Below are 13,974 nucleotides of genomic sequence, written 5' to 3' on the forward strand. Positions count from 1 at the left end.
AGTCGCGCCAACCCCCTAACTGACTGCCGGCATGCGCCCCGCGGCCCCGGGAGCGTACCAGCGCCCCGCGCGAGCCATCCCCAGCCGTTGCCGCGACGGTGTCCTTCGCGCCGGCCGGGCGCGCAACGGTTCCTGAACGCAGATGCCTTTTTCCGACCTGGGACTGAGTGAGAAAGTCCTGAACGCCGTCGAAACGGCGGGATACACCGAGCCGACGCCGATCCAGGCGGAGGCCATTCCCCACGTGCTGGCGCGCCGCGACGTCCTCGGTATCGCCCAGACCGGGACCGGCAAGACCGCCGCCTTCACGCTGCCGATGCTGACGCTGCTGGAGAACGGCCGCGCCCGGGCGCGAATGCCGCGCACGCTCATCCTCGAGCCGACCCGCGAGCTGGCCGCCCAGGTGGTCGAGAACTTCGACCGCTACGGCACCAACCACAAGCTCAACGTGGCGCTGATCATCGGCGGCGTCTCCTTCGCCGATCAGGACGCCAAGCTGATGCGCGGCACGGACGTGCTGATCGCGACGCCCGGCCGCCTGCTCGACCATTTCGAGCGGGGCAAGCTGCTGCTCACCGGTGTCGAGCTCCTCGTGATCGACGAGGCCGACCGGATGCTCGACATGGGATTCATCCCCGATATCGAGCGCATCGTGAAGATGGTGCCGTTCACCCGGCAGACGCTGTTCTTCTCCGCGACCATGCCGCCGGAGATCGAGCGGCTGGCCGACATGTTCCTGCACAACCCACAGCGGGTGGAGGTGGCGCGGCCGGCCTCCACGGCCACCACGATCACGCAGCGCCTCGTCGCCACCGGCTCCGAGGGCCATTCCAAGCGCGAGCGGCTGCGGGACCTGATCCGCGGCGAGGCCGAGCTCAAGAACGGGATCATCTTCTGCAACCGGAAACGTGATGTCGCCCTGCTGCAGAAATCGCTGGTGAGCCACGGCTTCGACGCGGCGGCGCTCCATGGCGACATGGATCAGCGCGCGCGCACCACGGCCCTCGACGGGTTCCGGAACGGCGAGACCGCCCTGCTGGTCGCCAGCGACGTGGCGGCGCGCGGGCTCGACATCCCGGCGGTCAGCCACGTCTTCAACTTCGACGTGCCGCACCACCCGGAGGACTACGTCCACCGGATCGGCCGTACCGGCCGCGCGGGCCGGAGCGGCACGGCCTACACGCTCGCGTCGCCGGAGGATGCGCGCTCGCTCGGGGCCATCGAGACGTTGATCGGCCAGCCGATCCCGTGGTTCGACGGCGATCTGACCTCGGTGTCCGATTCCTCCGGCGAGACCAGCACCCGCCATCGCGGCCGCTCCGGCGAGGGCCGCCGGGGGTCCCGCTCGGCCAAGGGCGCTGCCTCAGGCGGTGGTCGGAGCGCCGAGGCCGGGGAGCGCCCGAAGGCGCGCGGCGGGCGCGGCGGATCTTCTGCTGCTCCGCGGGCCGAGAGCCGGCCTGCATCTGCGGCTCCGCGGGCTGAGAGCCGCCCCGCATCCGCGGCTCCGCGGGCTGAGAGCCGGCCCGCATCCGCTGCCCCGCGGGCCCAGAGCCGACCGGAGCCGCGCCGCGAGGAGCGGGTGCGGGACGAGCGCGGGCGCCGGCATGAGCCGGAGGGCGACACCCCCGTCGGCCTGGGGTCGCACGTGCCCGCCTTCCTGCTTCGTCCAGTCTTGGCGAAGAAAGATAAATAACAAGACTATTCCGGCTTAACGTCCCATCTACCCACCTGCCGTAGATTGGTTTTCAGGCCCCGCGCGCCCAAGCGCCGGTGGTCTGGGAGCGGCAGGACCGGAATGAGCCAGGAGACCCATTCGGATCGTGATCGCAGCTTCGCGCTGGCGAAGCGGGCGCACGATCTGATTCGCGACTACGGCCCTTCCGCGACCCCCCGCGCCTATGCGGTCTGGTACACCTACGTCGCGGCGGAAATTCCCCTGCTCAGCGACGCGGTGAAGCGCCTCACCACCGAGAATGGCGCCCTCACCGAGGCCGATATCGACGACCTGCACGAGACGTATCTCGACGGGCGGCGTCTCGCGACCGCGGCCGGCGACATCAGCGGCGTGGTCCTGAGCGAGATCGCCGCCGTCACCGATATCCTCGACCTCTCCCTCGGCTCCACCGCCCAGTTCGGCGAATCCCTGCGCGGGCTGGCCCAGGACCTCGCCCAGGGCCTGCCGAGCGGCGCGCGGCTGGGCGAGATCGTCGCGACGCTCGCCTCCACGACCCGCGAGGTCGCGGTGAACAACCGGGTGCTCGAAGCGCGCATGCGCGAGACCCGCAGCGAGATCGAGACCCTGCGCGAGAAGCTGGAGGCGACCCGCCTCGAGAGCCTGACCGACACGCTGACCGGCCTGTCCAACCGCAAGTCGTTCGAGGAGGCCCTGAAGGCGGCCATGGACGCGGCGCGGCTGCGGGCCGGCCCGATGAGCCTGATCATCCTCGACATCGACTTCTTCAAGCGCTTCAACGACCAGTACGGCCATCTGACGGGCGATCAGGTGCTCCGGCTCGTGGCGATCGTGATGCGCGAGAAGGCCGGCAAAACCGCGCAGCTCGCCCGGTTCGGCGGCGAGGAGTTCGGCATCGTCCTGCCCGGGGCGGACCGCAGCGCCGCGCGGCAGGTGGCCGAGACGGTCCGCGCCAGCGTGATGGGGCGGGAACTCGTGAAGCGTTCGACGGGGGAATCGCTCGGCAAGGTCACGGTGTCGCTCGGCGTCGCGGTTTTGCGCCAGGGCGACACGCCGGCCTCGCTGATGGAGCGGGCCGACCTGTGCATGTTCGCGGCCAAGCGCGGCGGCCGCAACCGCGCCGTGGACGACACGGCCGAAGCGCTGACGCAGGTGGCGTAACGGGTTTCGAAAGGGCGAGCCCTTTCGCGGGTGCAGGGCAGAGCCCTGCGATACGGCTCTTCCACCCCCTCGAAGGGGGTGAAAGAGCCGTTTGTCGGGGTTTCACCCCAACACCCCACCAAAGGACGCGTCCTTTGGGAACCCGGGACGTCAGACCGGAGCGGGGATCCGGTCGGCCGAGACCGGTGTGATCGCCACGGACTCGCCGCAGCCGCAGGCGGAGGTCTGGTTCGGGTTATTGAACACGAACTGCGAGGCGAGCTTGTTGGTGGTGAAATCCATCTCGGTGCCGAGCAGGAACAGCACCGCCTTCGGATCCACGAACACCCGCACGCCGCGATCCTCGACCACGTCCTCGCCGGGCTTGGCGGCTTCCGCATACTCCATCGTGTACGACATGCCGGCGCAGCCGCCGTTGCGGACGCCGACTCGCAGGCCGGCGATCGGCCGGTCGGCATCCGCCATGATCGCCTTGATCCGATCGGCGGCCCGATCGGTCAGCGAGAGAACCTTGAACCCAGTCGACATCGTCACCCTCCCGCCGATCCGGGTTCAAGGCCCGGGGGCGCGTATTCTGACCGCTACAAGATAAGCATTGGGCGGCAGTCGGTCCACCGCGCCCGGGTCACACCCGCCCGGCATTCGGCGCGTCAGGCCGTGAGCTGCGCAAACGTCGCGAGATCGACATTGCCGCCGCTGATCACCACGCCGACCCGCTTGTCCTTGATATCCACCAGCCCGTGCAGCACCGCCGCCGCCGCGAGGCAGCCGGTCGGCTCGACCACGATCTTCATCCGGCTCGCGAAGAACCGCATGGTCTCGACGAGCTGCGCGTCCGAGACCGTGACGATGTCGGCCACGTGGCTCTGGATGATCCCGAAGGTGAGCGCGCCGAGCGCCGTCGATTGCGCCCCGTCGGCGATGGTGCGGGGCACCGGGATCGTCACGATCCGGCCATCCCGGAACGAGCGCTGCCCGTCATCGCCAGCCTCGGGCTCGACGCCGATCACCCGGCAGCCCGGGGACAGTTCCGCCGCCGCGAGCGCGCAGCCCGCGAGCTGGCCGCCGCCGCCGAGGCAGGCCACCAGCATGTCGAGCTGGCCGACGGTCTCGATCAGCTCCTGCGCCAGCGTCCCCTGCCCGGCGATGACGTCGGGATGGTTGAACGGCGGGATCAGCGTCAGGCCCCGGGGCTCCGCGATCGACCGGCCGAGCGCCTCCCGGTCCTGGCTGTAGCGGTCGTACAGGATCACCTCGGCGCCGTAGCCGCGGGTGCCCTCGATCTTCGCCGCCGGGGCGTCCGCCGGCATGATGATCGTGGCCGGGGCGCCGAGCAGGCGGCAGGCCAGGGCGACCGCCTGGGCGTGGTTGCCCGACGAGAAGGTGATCACCCCGCGGGCGCGCTCCGCCTCGGACAGGGCGCCGATGGCGTTGTAGGCCCCGCGGAACTTGAAGGCCCCGGCCCGCTGCAGGTTCTCGGCCTTGAAGAACAGCTTTGCGCCGGTCATCGCGTCGGCGGTGCGGGAGGTGAGCACCGGCGTGCGGTGCGCGGCCCCCGCGATGCGCTCGGCCGCGCGCGCCACGTCGGCATAGGTGGGCAGGCGGGTGGCCGCCGCGCCGTGTTCGCCCTGCATCGGATCCCGCCTCGTTCCCGCTCCGTGGGTCCGAGTCATACGGACGATCGGGCCCCCGCGCATCCCGGTCCCACGCACAGCTGCAAGCGGAGCCATTCGCCGGCTCAGGGCTTATCCCGACAGGATCAATCTTGGCAGCAGCGCTGGGGGGCGGCGTCGTCATGCGGATGGGATCGAACGGACGGCGCGGCACGGCCGCTGACCGGCTGGCCGGAGGGGGCGCCCGGTGAGCGGCTGGGTGCGCGCGCAAAAGCCGGGCGACGGGGCGACCGAAGTCACGTTCCGGGGCCGCGGGCTGGCCCTGCGCGCCGGCGGGCGGCTGATTCTCCTGGTGTGTCCGCTCTGCTCGCAGCGGAACGCGCAAAGGGGGGCTGAGCGGGGGATCTGTGAGTGGTGCGCGTATGTACCCTCGCTGGAGGAGGCGGAGCCGGTGGAGGTGGGGCGGGGGTGAGCGAGCTTGGTGCGGTCACCGAAGAGAAAGGCACAGCTAAGTCTTACAGGTATGCCACACTGGGATCTTGCGATGGTTTGCCCGTTTAGTAGCGGCGTCACGCTGGGCAGTAGTAGCGGATGATGCTTGTTCTTTGTAAGGTTTGCGTGTTTACCTGAGGTATGGTGGGTGATTGAACCCATGCAGGTTGTCCAAACGCGCCGGCGAGTAGATACGCGTGCTTACAAAGCAGCATCGACAGGAGTCACTTAGCCGCTCATTTGTTCAAGCTATTGCCGTAACGGCCGGGGTAGATCCTGGATTTGATCAAGGTTTTGACTATGGTGTGGACGGCCAGTTTAGAACGATAGTTGATCGAAATGGGAGATACACTCGAACCGGCACGGCGTTAGATTATCAACTTAAAGCGAGCATAAATTGGTTTAAACGCGGAAATACGATAGTATATGATCTTGATGTCAAAAAATACAATGATCTAGTCGAGCGAAGTGAAGGTGTCGGACTAATATTGATACTTTTGGGCCTGCCGCGGGCGGAAAATCACTGGATCCACCATGCTGAGGATGCGTTGCTGCTTCGACACAGGTGTTTTTGGTACCATGTGCGAGGTAAATCAGTAAACAACAGAGAGAAAAAACGGATCTATATTCCGGCTCAACATCTGTTTAATGTGGATGCAATAAAGAGTTTGATGGAAGCCGCACGTGCAAGGGAGTTCGGCTAATGGCAGATCCTTGGTCGGCTTTAGCTAAGCAAGTCCCTGTAAGCGCCTTGCGGCGCTATCTCCGTTCCCAGCGTTGGCAGGTTCAGCTCCTTGATAATGATCGTACCGACCTATTTTACCTAACTAGTGGCGATGAATCCAGTGTAGAATTATTTATTCCAAAAACGAATGAGTCGATCGGCGCCACCAAGTACAAGATCTATGCCTTAGAAACACTTAGTGACCTGTTGAGGATTACGCCGACTCAGCTACTTAATAAGCTTCGATCTATTGGATTTGACGTGTAGCTTCTTGCATTGCCCGATGAGGCAGTCATGTGGAAGTCTATCAACCTTGATGTAGCTGAGGGCGTCATTAAGCACGCTAGACGGCTACTTTCTTTCTCTGCAACTTTAGACTCGGTCCGAGATGCTGCATTTCTCCGAGCATCATATCATGGCGACGAATACGCGGATCGTTGCCGCTTTGGCCATACTTTTGAAGGAAGTTTTGGATTTGCTATAGAATCCCCCGTTGGTCCTCATACAGAAGCTTTAATGGGACCAGATGATACCCCGCCGCCAGAGCGCCGCTATATTCAGCGCTTGGTGCGTGGTTTTCACATCATAAAGCGAGCTGAAGTTGAACGGAATCCTCGGCTCATCGTGGAAAGCTTTGGCGAGGCTTTTAATGCAAATATGTGCGATGAAATTGAAAAATTGATCAGGTCATCTTCGGCGGGGGCCATAACATCGTCATTTAATTTTTCGCCTGAATGGACAACGCCGGCAGATCTTCCATTCTCGGAGCCGATTAAATTAGGCTTGGGCGTTCTGCCGATATTGCGAGAGGCGTCCGCAGCTCTAAAGCATACCGATGTTGATCCGGATCAGACTGTTATGGGACCGGTAATCCTTCTTTCCTCACGAGAAAACCCAGCAGATCTTGAGCATACAACCGGATCACGGGAGTTTGCCATTGAGCATCAAACGGAGGATGGGCTTGTAATGGTCCGTTTGAGGGTCGACCCACTTACCTATAGAGCGGCTTATGAGGCGCACGGATCTGGATTGAGGGTTTCTGCACGAGGCAAGGTCGAACAAAAGCGGAGAACGTGGTTCTTGAGGGAGCTAAAGCATTTTAAAATAATTTAATCCTTAGGTTCGGTATGCTTCGGACTGCCTATGCGTCATTGATTGTTTGCGGACATGCTAACTTGACAGCTACTTCGTGACGTCTGCAGATGTCATCAACGTCCATGCTTCGTGTCACCGACCTGCCAGTTCTATGTGATTTCGGATCGTAATATTGACTACAGCACGCATTGGTGTTGGCTCCGAGACATAGGTCCATAGTAGCCCTACGGCCAACTTAGTGCCGTAGGATTCTGTGAAAGCTGCAGTTTACCAGCCTACGAATGGATCACCTTCCCATACGCATCCAACACGCTCTCGTGCATCATCTCGCTGAGCGTCGGGTGCGGGAACACCGTGTGCATCAGCTCCTCCTCGGTGCTCTCCAGGTTCATCGCCACCACGTAGCCCTGGATCAGCTCGGTCACCTCGGCGCCGACCATGTGGGCGCCGAGCAGCTGACCGGTCTTGGCGTCGAACACGGTCTTGATCAGCCCGTCCGGCTCGCCCAGCGCGATCGCCTTGCCGTTGCCCGCGAAGGGGAACCGGCCGACCTTCACGGCAAAGCCCTGCTCCTTGGCCTTGGCCTCGGTCAGCCCGACGCTGGCGATCTGCGGCTGGCAATAGGTGCAGCCCGGGATCTTGGCCTTGTCCATCGGGTGGGTGTGCAGGCCCTTGATGGTCTCGATGCAGATGACGCCCTCGTGCTCGGCCTTGTGGGCCAGCATCGGCGGGCCGGCGACGTCGCCGATCGCGTAGAGGCCGGGCACGTTGGTGCGGCCGAGCCCGTCGGTCGCCACGATCCCGCGGTCGATCGTCACCCCGAGCTTCTCGAGGCCGATGCCCTCGATGTTGCCGACCACGCCCACCGCCGAGATCAGCTTCTCCGCGGTGATTGTTTGTGACTTTCCGTCGCCGCTTTCGATGGTCGCCGTGATCGAATCCGCGCCCTTCTCGACCTTCGTGACCTTGGCACCGGTGAGGATCTTGATGCCCTGCTTCTCGAAGCGCTTGCGGGCCAGCCCGGCGATCTCGGCATCCTCCACGGGCAGGATCTGCGGCAGCAGCTCCACCACGGTCACCTCGGCGCCCATGGTGCGGTAGAACGAGGCGAACTCGATGCCGATCGCGCCCGAGCCCATCACCAGCAGGCTCTTGGGCATCGTCTCGGGCACCATGGCCTCGTAGTAGGTCCAGATCAGCTTCTTGTCGGGCTCGATCCCGGGGATCGCCCGGGGGCGCGCGCCGGTCGCCACGATGATGTGCTTGGCCTGGTAGGTGCCGGCGCCCTTGGCGCCCTTCGGCGCTTCGGCGCGCTTGGTCTCCTTCACGGTGACCTGGCCGGGCTGGTTGCCCTTCGCGACGCTGTCGACCGCGGCCTCGCCCCAGATCACGTCGACCTTGTTCTTCTTGAGCAGCATGCCGACGCCGCCGTTGAGCCGGCCCGAGACGCCGCGGGAGCGCTTGACGATGGCGGCGGTGTCGAACCCGACTTTTTCCGCCGTCAAACCGTAATCGCCGGCGTGTTGGAAATAATGAAAAATCTCGGCCGAGCGGAGCAGCGCCTTGGTGGGGATGCAGCCCCAGTTCAGGCAGATGCCGCCCAGGTGCTCGCGATCGACCACCGCGGTCTTGAACCCGAGCTGCGCCGCACGGATCGCCGTGACGTAGCCGCCGGGCCCGGCGCCGATGATGAGGACGTCGTAGGTATCGGACATCGTGTGCTCCGCCTCAGACCAGCATGCCCATCGGGTTCTCGATCAGCCCCTTGAAGGCCGAGACCAGCTCCGCGCCGAGCGCTCCGTCGAGCACCCGGTGGTCGCACGACAGGGTGGCGGTCATCACCTGCGCCACGGCCGGGGCCCCATCGCGCACGACGATGCGCTTCTCGCCCGCGCCCACCGCCAGGATGCTCGATTGCGGCGGGTTGATCACCGCGGTGAAGTGCTTGATCCCGAACATGCCGAGGTTCGACACCGAGGTAACGCCGCCCTGGTATTCCTCGGGCTTCAGCTTCTTGGCCCGGGCGCGGGCGGCGAAGTCCTTCATCTCGTTGGAGATGGTCGAGAGCGTCTTTTCGTTGGCCCGGCGGATCACCGGGGTGAACAGCCCGCCGTCGATCGCCACCGCGACGCCGACCTCGGCGTTCTTGAAGCGCAGGATCCGGTCCTCGGCCCAGACCGCGTTGGCGGCGGGCACCCGGGTCAGCGCGAGGCCCATCGCCTTGATGACGAAATCGTTCACCGAGAGCTTGAAGGCGGGCTTGCCGTCCTTGTTCTTGCCGGCGGAGGCGTTCAGCGTTTCGCGCAGCTTCATCAGCGCGTCGAGCTCGCAATCCACCGTCAGGTAGAAGTGCGGCGCGACCTGCATCGCCTCGGTGAGGCGCTTGGCGATCGTCTTGCGCATGCCGTCGAGCGGCACTTCCTCGTAGGAATCCTTGGCGAAGAAGCCCCGGACCTGATCGGTCGTGAGCCCGGCCGGCGCGCCGCCGGCAGGCGCGGCCTTCGGGGCGGGGGCTGCCGCCTTCGGCGCCTCGGCGGCGGCCTTTGGCGCCTCGGCGGCGGCCTGAGGCGCGGCGGGTGCCTTGGTGGCGCCGGAGGCCTTCGCGGCCTGGACGTCGCGGGCGATGATCCGGCCATGCGGGCCGCTGCCCTGGACGGCACCGAGTTCCACGCCCTCCTGCTTGGCGATCCGGCGGGCCAGCGGCGAGGCGAAGACCCGGCCGCCCGCGCCAGCCTGCGGCGTCCCGCTCGGCTGCGCGCCCTCCGGTGCCGCGTTGATCCGCTCGTACGACATATGGCCGCCGCCGGGCGTGGTGTTCTGATCGGCAGCGGAAGCGTTGGCTTCCGGCTTGGCCGCGCCGTTGGAGGCCACCTTCGGCGCAGCGCCGCCGGCCTGCACGCTCGCCGGATCCTCGCCCTCGGAGGCGATGATGGCGATCAGGTCGTTGACCGGCACGTCCGCGGTGCCCTCGGGCACGAGGATCTTGGCGAGCACGCCCTCGTCGATCGCCTCCACCTCCATGGTGGCCTTGTCGGTCTCGATCTCGGCCAGCACGTCGCCGGACTTGACCGGATCGCCCTCTTTCTTCAGCCACTTGGCGAGGTTGCCCTTCTCCATGGTTGGGGAGAGCGCGGGCATCAGCACGTTGATCGGCATGGCATCAGGTCTCGGGCTGGGCCGGGGCGGCCGGATCGTCGAAGGGGAAGAGGTCGTCGAGGGGGAACGGAACGGCGTCGAAGGGCGGCAGGGCCACGGTCTCGCCGCGCTGGATCGTGGCGAGGAGCACCCAGCGCTCGTTCATGAAGGCAAAGCCTTCGAGTACGCCGGCCGCCGGATCGAGCAGCCAGAGATGGCCGACACCGGCCTCCCCGTAGATGCGGCGCTTCGGGCCCCGGTCGAGCCGGGTCGTGGACGGCGAGAGGATCCCACAGATCCAATCCGGGGGCGTCTCTATGAAGACATCCTCGGGTTCGGTCGGCATCCGCTCGCGGCGCCAGCCCGCCAGATCGGGCACGACCACCTGCAATCCAAGGTGAAGCTCCGGCTCGATGATGAAGATCCATCCGCCTGGACCACCACGCCCACGTGCGAATGGCCGATCCAGCTCTCCCGACAGGCGGGCTGCAGCCATGCCATGCCGTGGCCTCGGACGCGGATGCGTCTCCAACGTCCCATCGATGATCTCGGCGACGAGATGCGCCGGGACCGCTTCGAGATCCGCGTAGGTCGCCTGCCGGACGGCCGCCTCAGCCATGGTCGGATGCCATCGCTAGTTGAGGCCGCCGGGGTCGAGCCCCTCGGCCTCCCACCCGGCGCGGATGCGCTCGACCGCCTCCTCCTCCGACATGTCGGTCTCCAGCGCGTAGGCGCGGGCCGCCTGCCGGGCGAGGTCGGCCAGAAGCCGTCCCCAGGTCGCCGGATCGTCGAAGGAGCGGCGCAGCGCGACGCTTACCGCGCCATCGACCACGGCCGCGCGCAGCACCTCGACGCCGCCCTGTTCCCGGGCGTCGGGCGGGATCGCGAGTTCGGCGAAGTCGCTGCTGGAATCTTGGCTCATGGCGCGCCGGCTGTTCCTTGACCCCCTGCCGGGACGGGGCGGGACCAGGCCCGCCCACGCACCGGTCACTTGTAGCAGACGCTCTTGGCCGCCTCGACGACCTCGGCCACGTTCGGCAGGGCCAGCTTCTCGAGGTTGGCCGCGTAGGGCATCGGCACGTCCTTGCCGGTGATGCGCAGGACCGGGGCGTCAAGGTAGTCGAAGGCATCGACCATCAGGCGGGCGACGATCTCGGCGCCGATGCCCGATTGCGGGAATCCCTCCTCCACGGTGATGCAGCGGCCGGTCTTCTTCACCGACCGGACCACCGTCTCGGAATCCATCGGGCGGATCGTGCGCAGGTCGATCACCTCGGCCTCGATCCCCTGCTCGGCCAGGATCTGGGCGGCCTTGAGCGCGTAGGTCATGCCGATGGCGAACGACACGATGGTCACGTCCGTGCCGGGGCGGTGGACCCGCGCCTTGCCGATCGGCAGCACGAAATCGTCGAGCTGCGGCACCGGGAAGGACTGGCCGTACAGGATCTCGTTCTCGAGGAAGATCACCGGGTTCGGATCGCGGATCGCGGCCTTGAGCAGGCCCTTGGCGTCCGACGCCGTGTAGGGCGCGATCACCTTGAGGCCCGGCACGTTGGAGTACCACGCGGCGTAATCGTGGCTGTGCTGGGCGCCGACCCGGGCGGCGGCGCCGTTGGGGCCGCGGAACACGATCGGGCAGCCGAGCTGGCCACCCGACATGTACAGGGTCTTGGCCGCCGAATTGATGATGTGGTCGATCGCCTGCATGGCGAAGTTGAAGGTCATGAACTCGATGATCGGCTTCAGGCCGGCAAGCGCCGCGCCGACGCCGATGCCGGCGAAGCCGTGCTCGGTGATCGGGGTGTCGACCACGCGCTTGGCGCCAAATTCCTGCAGCAAGTTCTGGGTGATCTTGTAGGCGCCCTGGTACTCGGCGACCTCCTCGCCCATCACGAACACGTCGCCGTCGCGGCGCATCTCCTCCGCCATGGCGTCGCGCAGGGCCTCGCGCACCGTGGTGGTGACCATCGGCGTGCCGGCCGGAAATTCCTCCATCACCGGCTCGTCGGCCTTGTTGGTGATGATTGCCGGCGCCGCCGGCGCCCGCGGGGCGTCGTCGCTGGTCTTCGACGCCGGGGCGGCCGTGTCGGCCATGCCCTCGGCCTGCATGTCGGGGGTCGGGGCCGGATGGCCGCCGGCGCCGTTGGGCTTCGGCGCCCCGCCCGACTGGACGCTCGCCGGATCCTCGCCCTCGCCGGCGATGATAGCGATCGGCGTGTTGACCGCGACACCCTCGGTGCCCTCCGCGATCAGGATCTTGGCGAGCACGCCCTCGTCGATCGCCTCCACCTCCATGGTGGCCTTGTCGGTCTCGATCTCGGCCAGCACGTCGCCGGACTTGATCGGATCGCCCTCTTTCTTCAGCCACTTGGCGAGCTTGCCCTCCTCCATGGTCGGGGAGAGGGCGGGCATCAGGATGTCGGTCGCCATGCTCAGCTCTGCGGTCGTCGTCTCGATAGGGGGGCGGCCAGCGTCGTCGGCGACGCGCTCAGGCGTGCGCGTCCAGCAGGATGTCGGTCCAGAGCTCGGACGGATCGGGCTCGGGATCGTTGGTGGCGAACTCGGCCGAGGCGTTGACGGTCTCGCGGACCTTGGCGTCGGTCGCCTTCAGATCGGCCTCCGGCACCCCGTGCAATTCGAGCAGGCGCTTGCGCACCATCTCGATCGGGTCGTGCTCGTCGCGCATCTTCGAGACCTCGTCCTTGGTCCGGTACTTGGCCGGATCGGACATGGAATGGCCGCGGTAGCGGTAGGTCTGCATCTCCAGGATGTACGGGCCCTGGCCGGTGCGGGCATGCTCGATCGCCCGGCCGGCGGCCTCGCGGACCGTGCGGACATCCATGCCGTCGACCTGCTCGCCCGGGATGCCGAAGGAGAGGCCGCGCTTCGAGAAGTCGGTCTGCGCCGAGGCCCGGGCCACCGAGGTGCCCATGGCGTAGCGGTTGTTCTCGATCACGTAGACAACCGGCAGCTTCCACAGAGCCGCCATGTTGAAGCTCTCGTAGACCTGGCCCTGGTTGGCGGCGCCGTCGCCCATATAGGTCAGGCTGACCTTGCCGTTCTCCCGGTAATGGTCGGCGAAAGCGAGGCCGGTGCCGAGCGAGACCTGGGCGCCGACGATGCCGTGGCCGCCGAAGAACTGCTTCTCGCGGCTGAACATGTGCATCGAGCCGCCCTTGCCGCGGCTGTAGCCGCCGCGGCGGCCGGTCAGCTCGGCCATGACGCCCTTCGGGTCCATGCCGCAGGCCAGCATGTGGCCGTGATCGCGGTAGCCGGTGATGACCTGGTCGCCGTCGACCGAGGCCATCTGCATGCCGATCACCACGGCTTCCTGGCCGATATACAGGTGGCAGAAGCCGCCGATCAGGCCCATGCCGTAGAGCTGGCCGGCTTTCTCCTCGAAGCGCCGGATCAGCAGCATCTCGTGGTAGGCGTGGAGGTCTTCCTCGCGGGTGAATTGCGGCATGTCGGGCGCCGCCGGCTTGTGCGACTCGGCGGCCTGAGGACTTCCGGCCTGCGATGACCCGGACGAGGCGTCCTTGGCGGGCTCCTTGGCGGCATCCATCGGCGCTCTCCCCGTGATTCCACGCGACTTCGTGGGGGTGTAGGACAGCGACGAAGGGAAAGCGAGGGTCACCGCTCTGACAGGAGGCCGCTCTTGTCAGAGGATCGCGGGGACTAAGGAATACTTTGATGTGGGCAATCAGGGCGTAATGATCACCACGTCGTTGGCGTGAACCCGCCCGAGCACGATCCGCGCGCGCTCTTCCAGGAGATCGCGGTCGATCTGATCGCTCTTGAGGAGCGCCACCCGGTGCTCCCAGGTCGCCCGCTCGGCCTTCACGGCGTTGAGTTCCTGGGTGAGCTGGTAGGCGCGGATCTTGAGGACCTTCTTGGCCTCAAGGCCGCGGTTGCCGCTCTCGGCCTGCCACACGAAATAACCGACCACGAGCGCCGACAGGGTCCAGAGACCCAGCGGCAACACAACCATTCTGACTCGGCGGCGCACGACCATGGCGTGACCCTCGCGCGGAAAGGTTAACGGATCTCTTCGATCACGC

The 13,974-nt window shown here is 66.2% G+C and carries 14 protein-coding genes; 5 read left to right on the plus strand and 9 right to left on the minus strand.

The features are described from left to right. The first annotated feature begins 142 nt into the window (after nucleotides 1–142). The gene (locus OXS27_RS01850) at nucleotides 143–1,693 is read left to right on the plus strand and encodes a DEAD/DEAH box helicase (protein WP_267353864.1); all 1,551 of its coding nucleotides are present in this window, start codon (nucleotides 143–145) and stop codon (nucleotides 1,691–1,693) included. Between the two features lie 102 nt (nucleotides 1,694–1,795). Next, entirely contained in the window at nucleotides 1,796–2,854 is a 1,059-nt protein-coding gene (locus OXS27_RS01855) for a GGDEF domain-containing protein (protein ID WP_267353866.1), read from the plus strand. Nucleotides 2,855–3,004: 150 nt separating this feature from the next. On the opposite strand, the gene OXS27_RS01860 is transcribed toward OXS27_RS01855, so the two are convergent. After that, nucleotides 3,005–3,382, minus strand: a complete 378-nt coding sequence (locus OXS27_RS01860; protein WP_243927664.1) for an iron-sulfur cluster assembly accessory protein — start codon at nucleotides 3,380–3,382, stop codon at nucleotides 3,005–3,007. Between the two features lie 122 nt (nucleotides 3,383–3,504). After that, the gene (locus tag OXS27_RS01865) at nucleotides 3,505–4,488 is read right to left on the minus strand and encodes a threo-3-hydroxy-L-aspartate ammonia-lyase (RefSeq protein ID WP_267353869.1); all 984 of its coding nucleotides are present in this window, start codon (nucleotides 4,486–4,488) and stop codon (nucleotides 3,505–3,507) included. A 668-nt stretch (nucleotides 4,489–5,156) separates the two neighbouring features. Between OXS27_RS01865 and OXS27_RS01875 the strand changes: the two genes are divergently transcribed. From OXS27_RS01875 to OXS27_RS01885, 3 genes are read left to right on the plus strand one after another with little or no spacing between them, the layout of a single operon-like run. After that, a complete protein-coding gene (locus tag OXS27_RS01875; RefSeq protein ID WP_267353871.1) occupies nucleotides 5,157–5,663 on the plus strand; it encodes a DUF4365 domain-containing protein in 507 nt (168 codons plus the stop codon). Then, the gene (locus OXS27_RS01880) at nucleotides 5,663–5,950 is read left to right on the plus strand and encodes a hypothetical protein (protein WP_267353873.1); all 288 of its coding nucleotides are present in this window, start codon (nucleotides 5,663–5,665) and stop codon (nucleotides 5,948–5,950) included. The genes OXS27_RS01875 and OXS27_RS01880 overlap by 1 nt, the downstream gene beginning before the upstream one ends. A gap of 27 nt (nucleotides 5,951–5,977) precedes the next feature. Next, nucleotides 5,978–6,796 carry a hypothetical protein gene (locus OXS27_RS01885; RefSeq protein ID WP_267353875.1) on the plus strand — a complete coding sequence of 273 codons (819 nt, stop codon included), beginning with the start codon at nucleotides 5,978–5,980 and terminating at the stop codon, nucleotides 6,794–6,796. Nucleotides 6,797–7,053: 257 nt separating this feature from the next. Here OXS27_RS01885 and lpdA read toward each other — a convergent pair whose 3' ends face one another. The 7 genes from lpdA to OXS27_RS01920 all read right to left on the minus strand — a co-directional run bounded on the left by lpdA (nucleotide 7,054) and on the right by OXS27_RS01920 (nucleotide 13,928). Beyond that, nucleotides 7,054–8,493 carry a dihydrolipoyl dehydrogenase gene (lpdA, locus tag OXS27_RS01890; protein WP_267353877.1) on the minus strand — a complete coding sequence of 480 codons (1,440 nt, stop codon included), beginning with the start codon at nucleotides 8,491–8,493 and terminating at the stop codon, nucleotides 7,054–7,056. A 13-nt stretch (nucleotides 8,494–8,506) separates the two neighbouring features. After that, the gene (locus OXS27_RS01895; RefSeq protein WP_267353879.1) at nucleotides 8,507–9,934 is read right to left on the minus strand and encodes a pyruvate dehydrogenase complex dihydrolipoamide acetyltransferase; all 1,428 of its coding nucleotides are present in this window, start codon (nucleotides 9,932–9,934) and stop codon (nucleotides 8,507–8,509) included. A 4-nt stretch (nucleotides 9,935–9,938) separates the two neighbouring features. Beyond that, the gene (locus OXS27_RS01900; protein ID WP_267353881.1) at nucleotides 9,939–10,532 is read right to left on the minus strand and encodes a Uma2 family endonuclease; all 594 of its coding nucleotides are present in this window, start codon (nucleotides 10,530–10,532) and stop codon (nucleotides 9,939–9,941) included. Nucleotides 10,533–10,547: 15 nt separating this feature from the next. Beyond that, the gene (locus OXS27_RS01905) at nucleotides 10,548–10,835 is read right to left on the minus strand and encodes a DUF5076 domain-containing protein (protein WP_243927675.1); all 288 of its coding nucleotides are present in this window, start codon (nucleotides 10,833–10,835) and stop codon (nucleotides 10,548–10,550) included. A 65-nt stretch (nucleotides 10,836–10,900) separates the two neighbouring features. Then, the gene (locus tag OXS27_RS01910) at nucleotides 10,901–12,343 is read right to left on the minus strand and encodes a pyruvate dehydrogenase complex E1 component subunit beta (RefSeq protein WP_267353885.1); all 1,443 of its coding nucleotides are present in this window, start codon (nucleotides 12,341–12,343) and stop codon (nucleotides 10,901–10,903) included. Between the two features lie 58 nt (nucleotides 12,344–12,401). After that, on the minus strand, nucleotides 12,402–13,478 hold the full coding sequence (gene pdhA, locus OXS27_RS01915; protein WP_267353887.1) for a pyruvate dehydrogenase (acetyl-transferring) E1 component subunit alpha: 1,077 nt from the start codon (nucleotides 13,476–13,478) through the stop codon (nucleotides 12,402–12,404). Nucleotides 13,479–13,616: 138 nt separating this feature from the next. Next, entirely contained in the window at nucleotides 13,617–13,928 is a 312-nt protein-coding gene (locus OXS27_RS01920; protein ID WP_243927681.1) for a septum formation initiator family protein, read from the minus strand. Nucleotides 13,929–13,974: the final 46 nt, after the last annotated feature.

Source organism: Methylobacterium sp. GC_Met_3 (genome assembly GCF_026540775.1).
Taxonomy (GTDB): domain Bacteria; phylum Pseudomonadota; class Alphaproteobacteria; order Rhizobiales; family Beijerinckiaceae; genus Methylobacterium.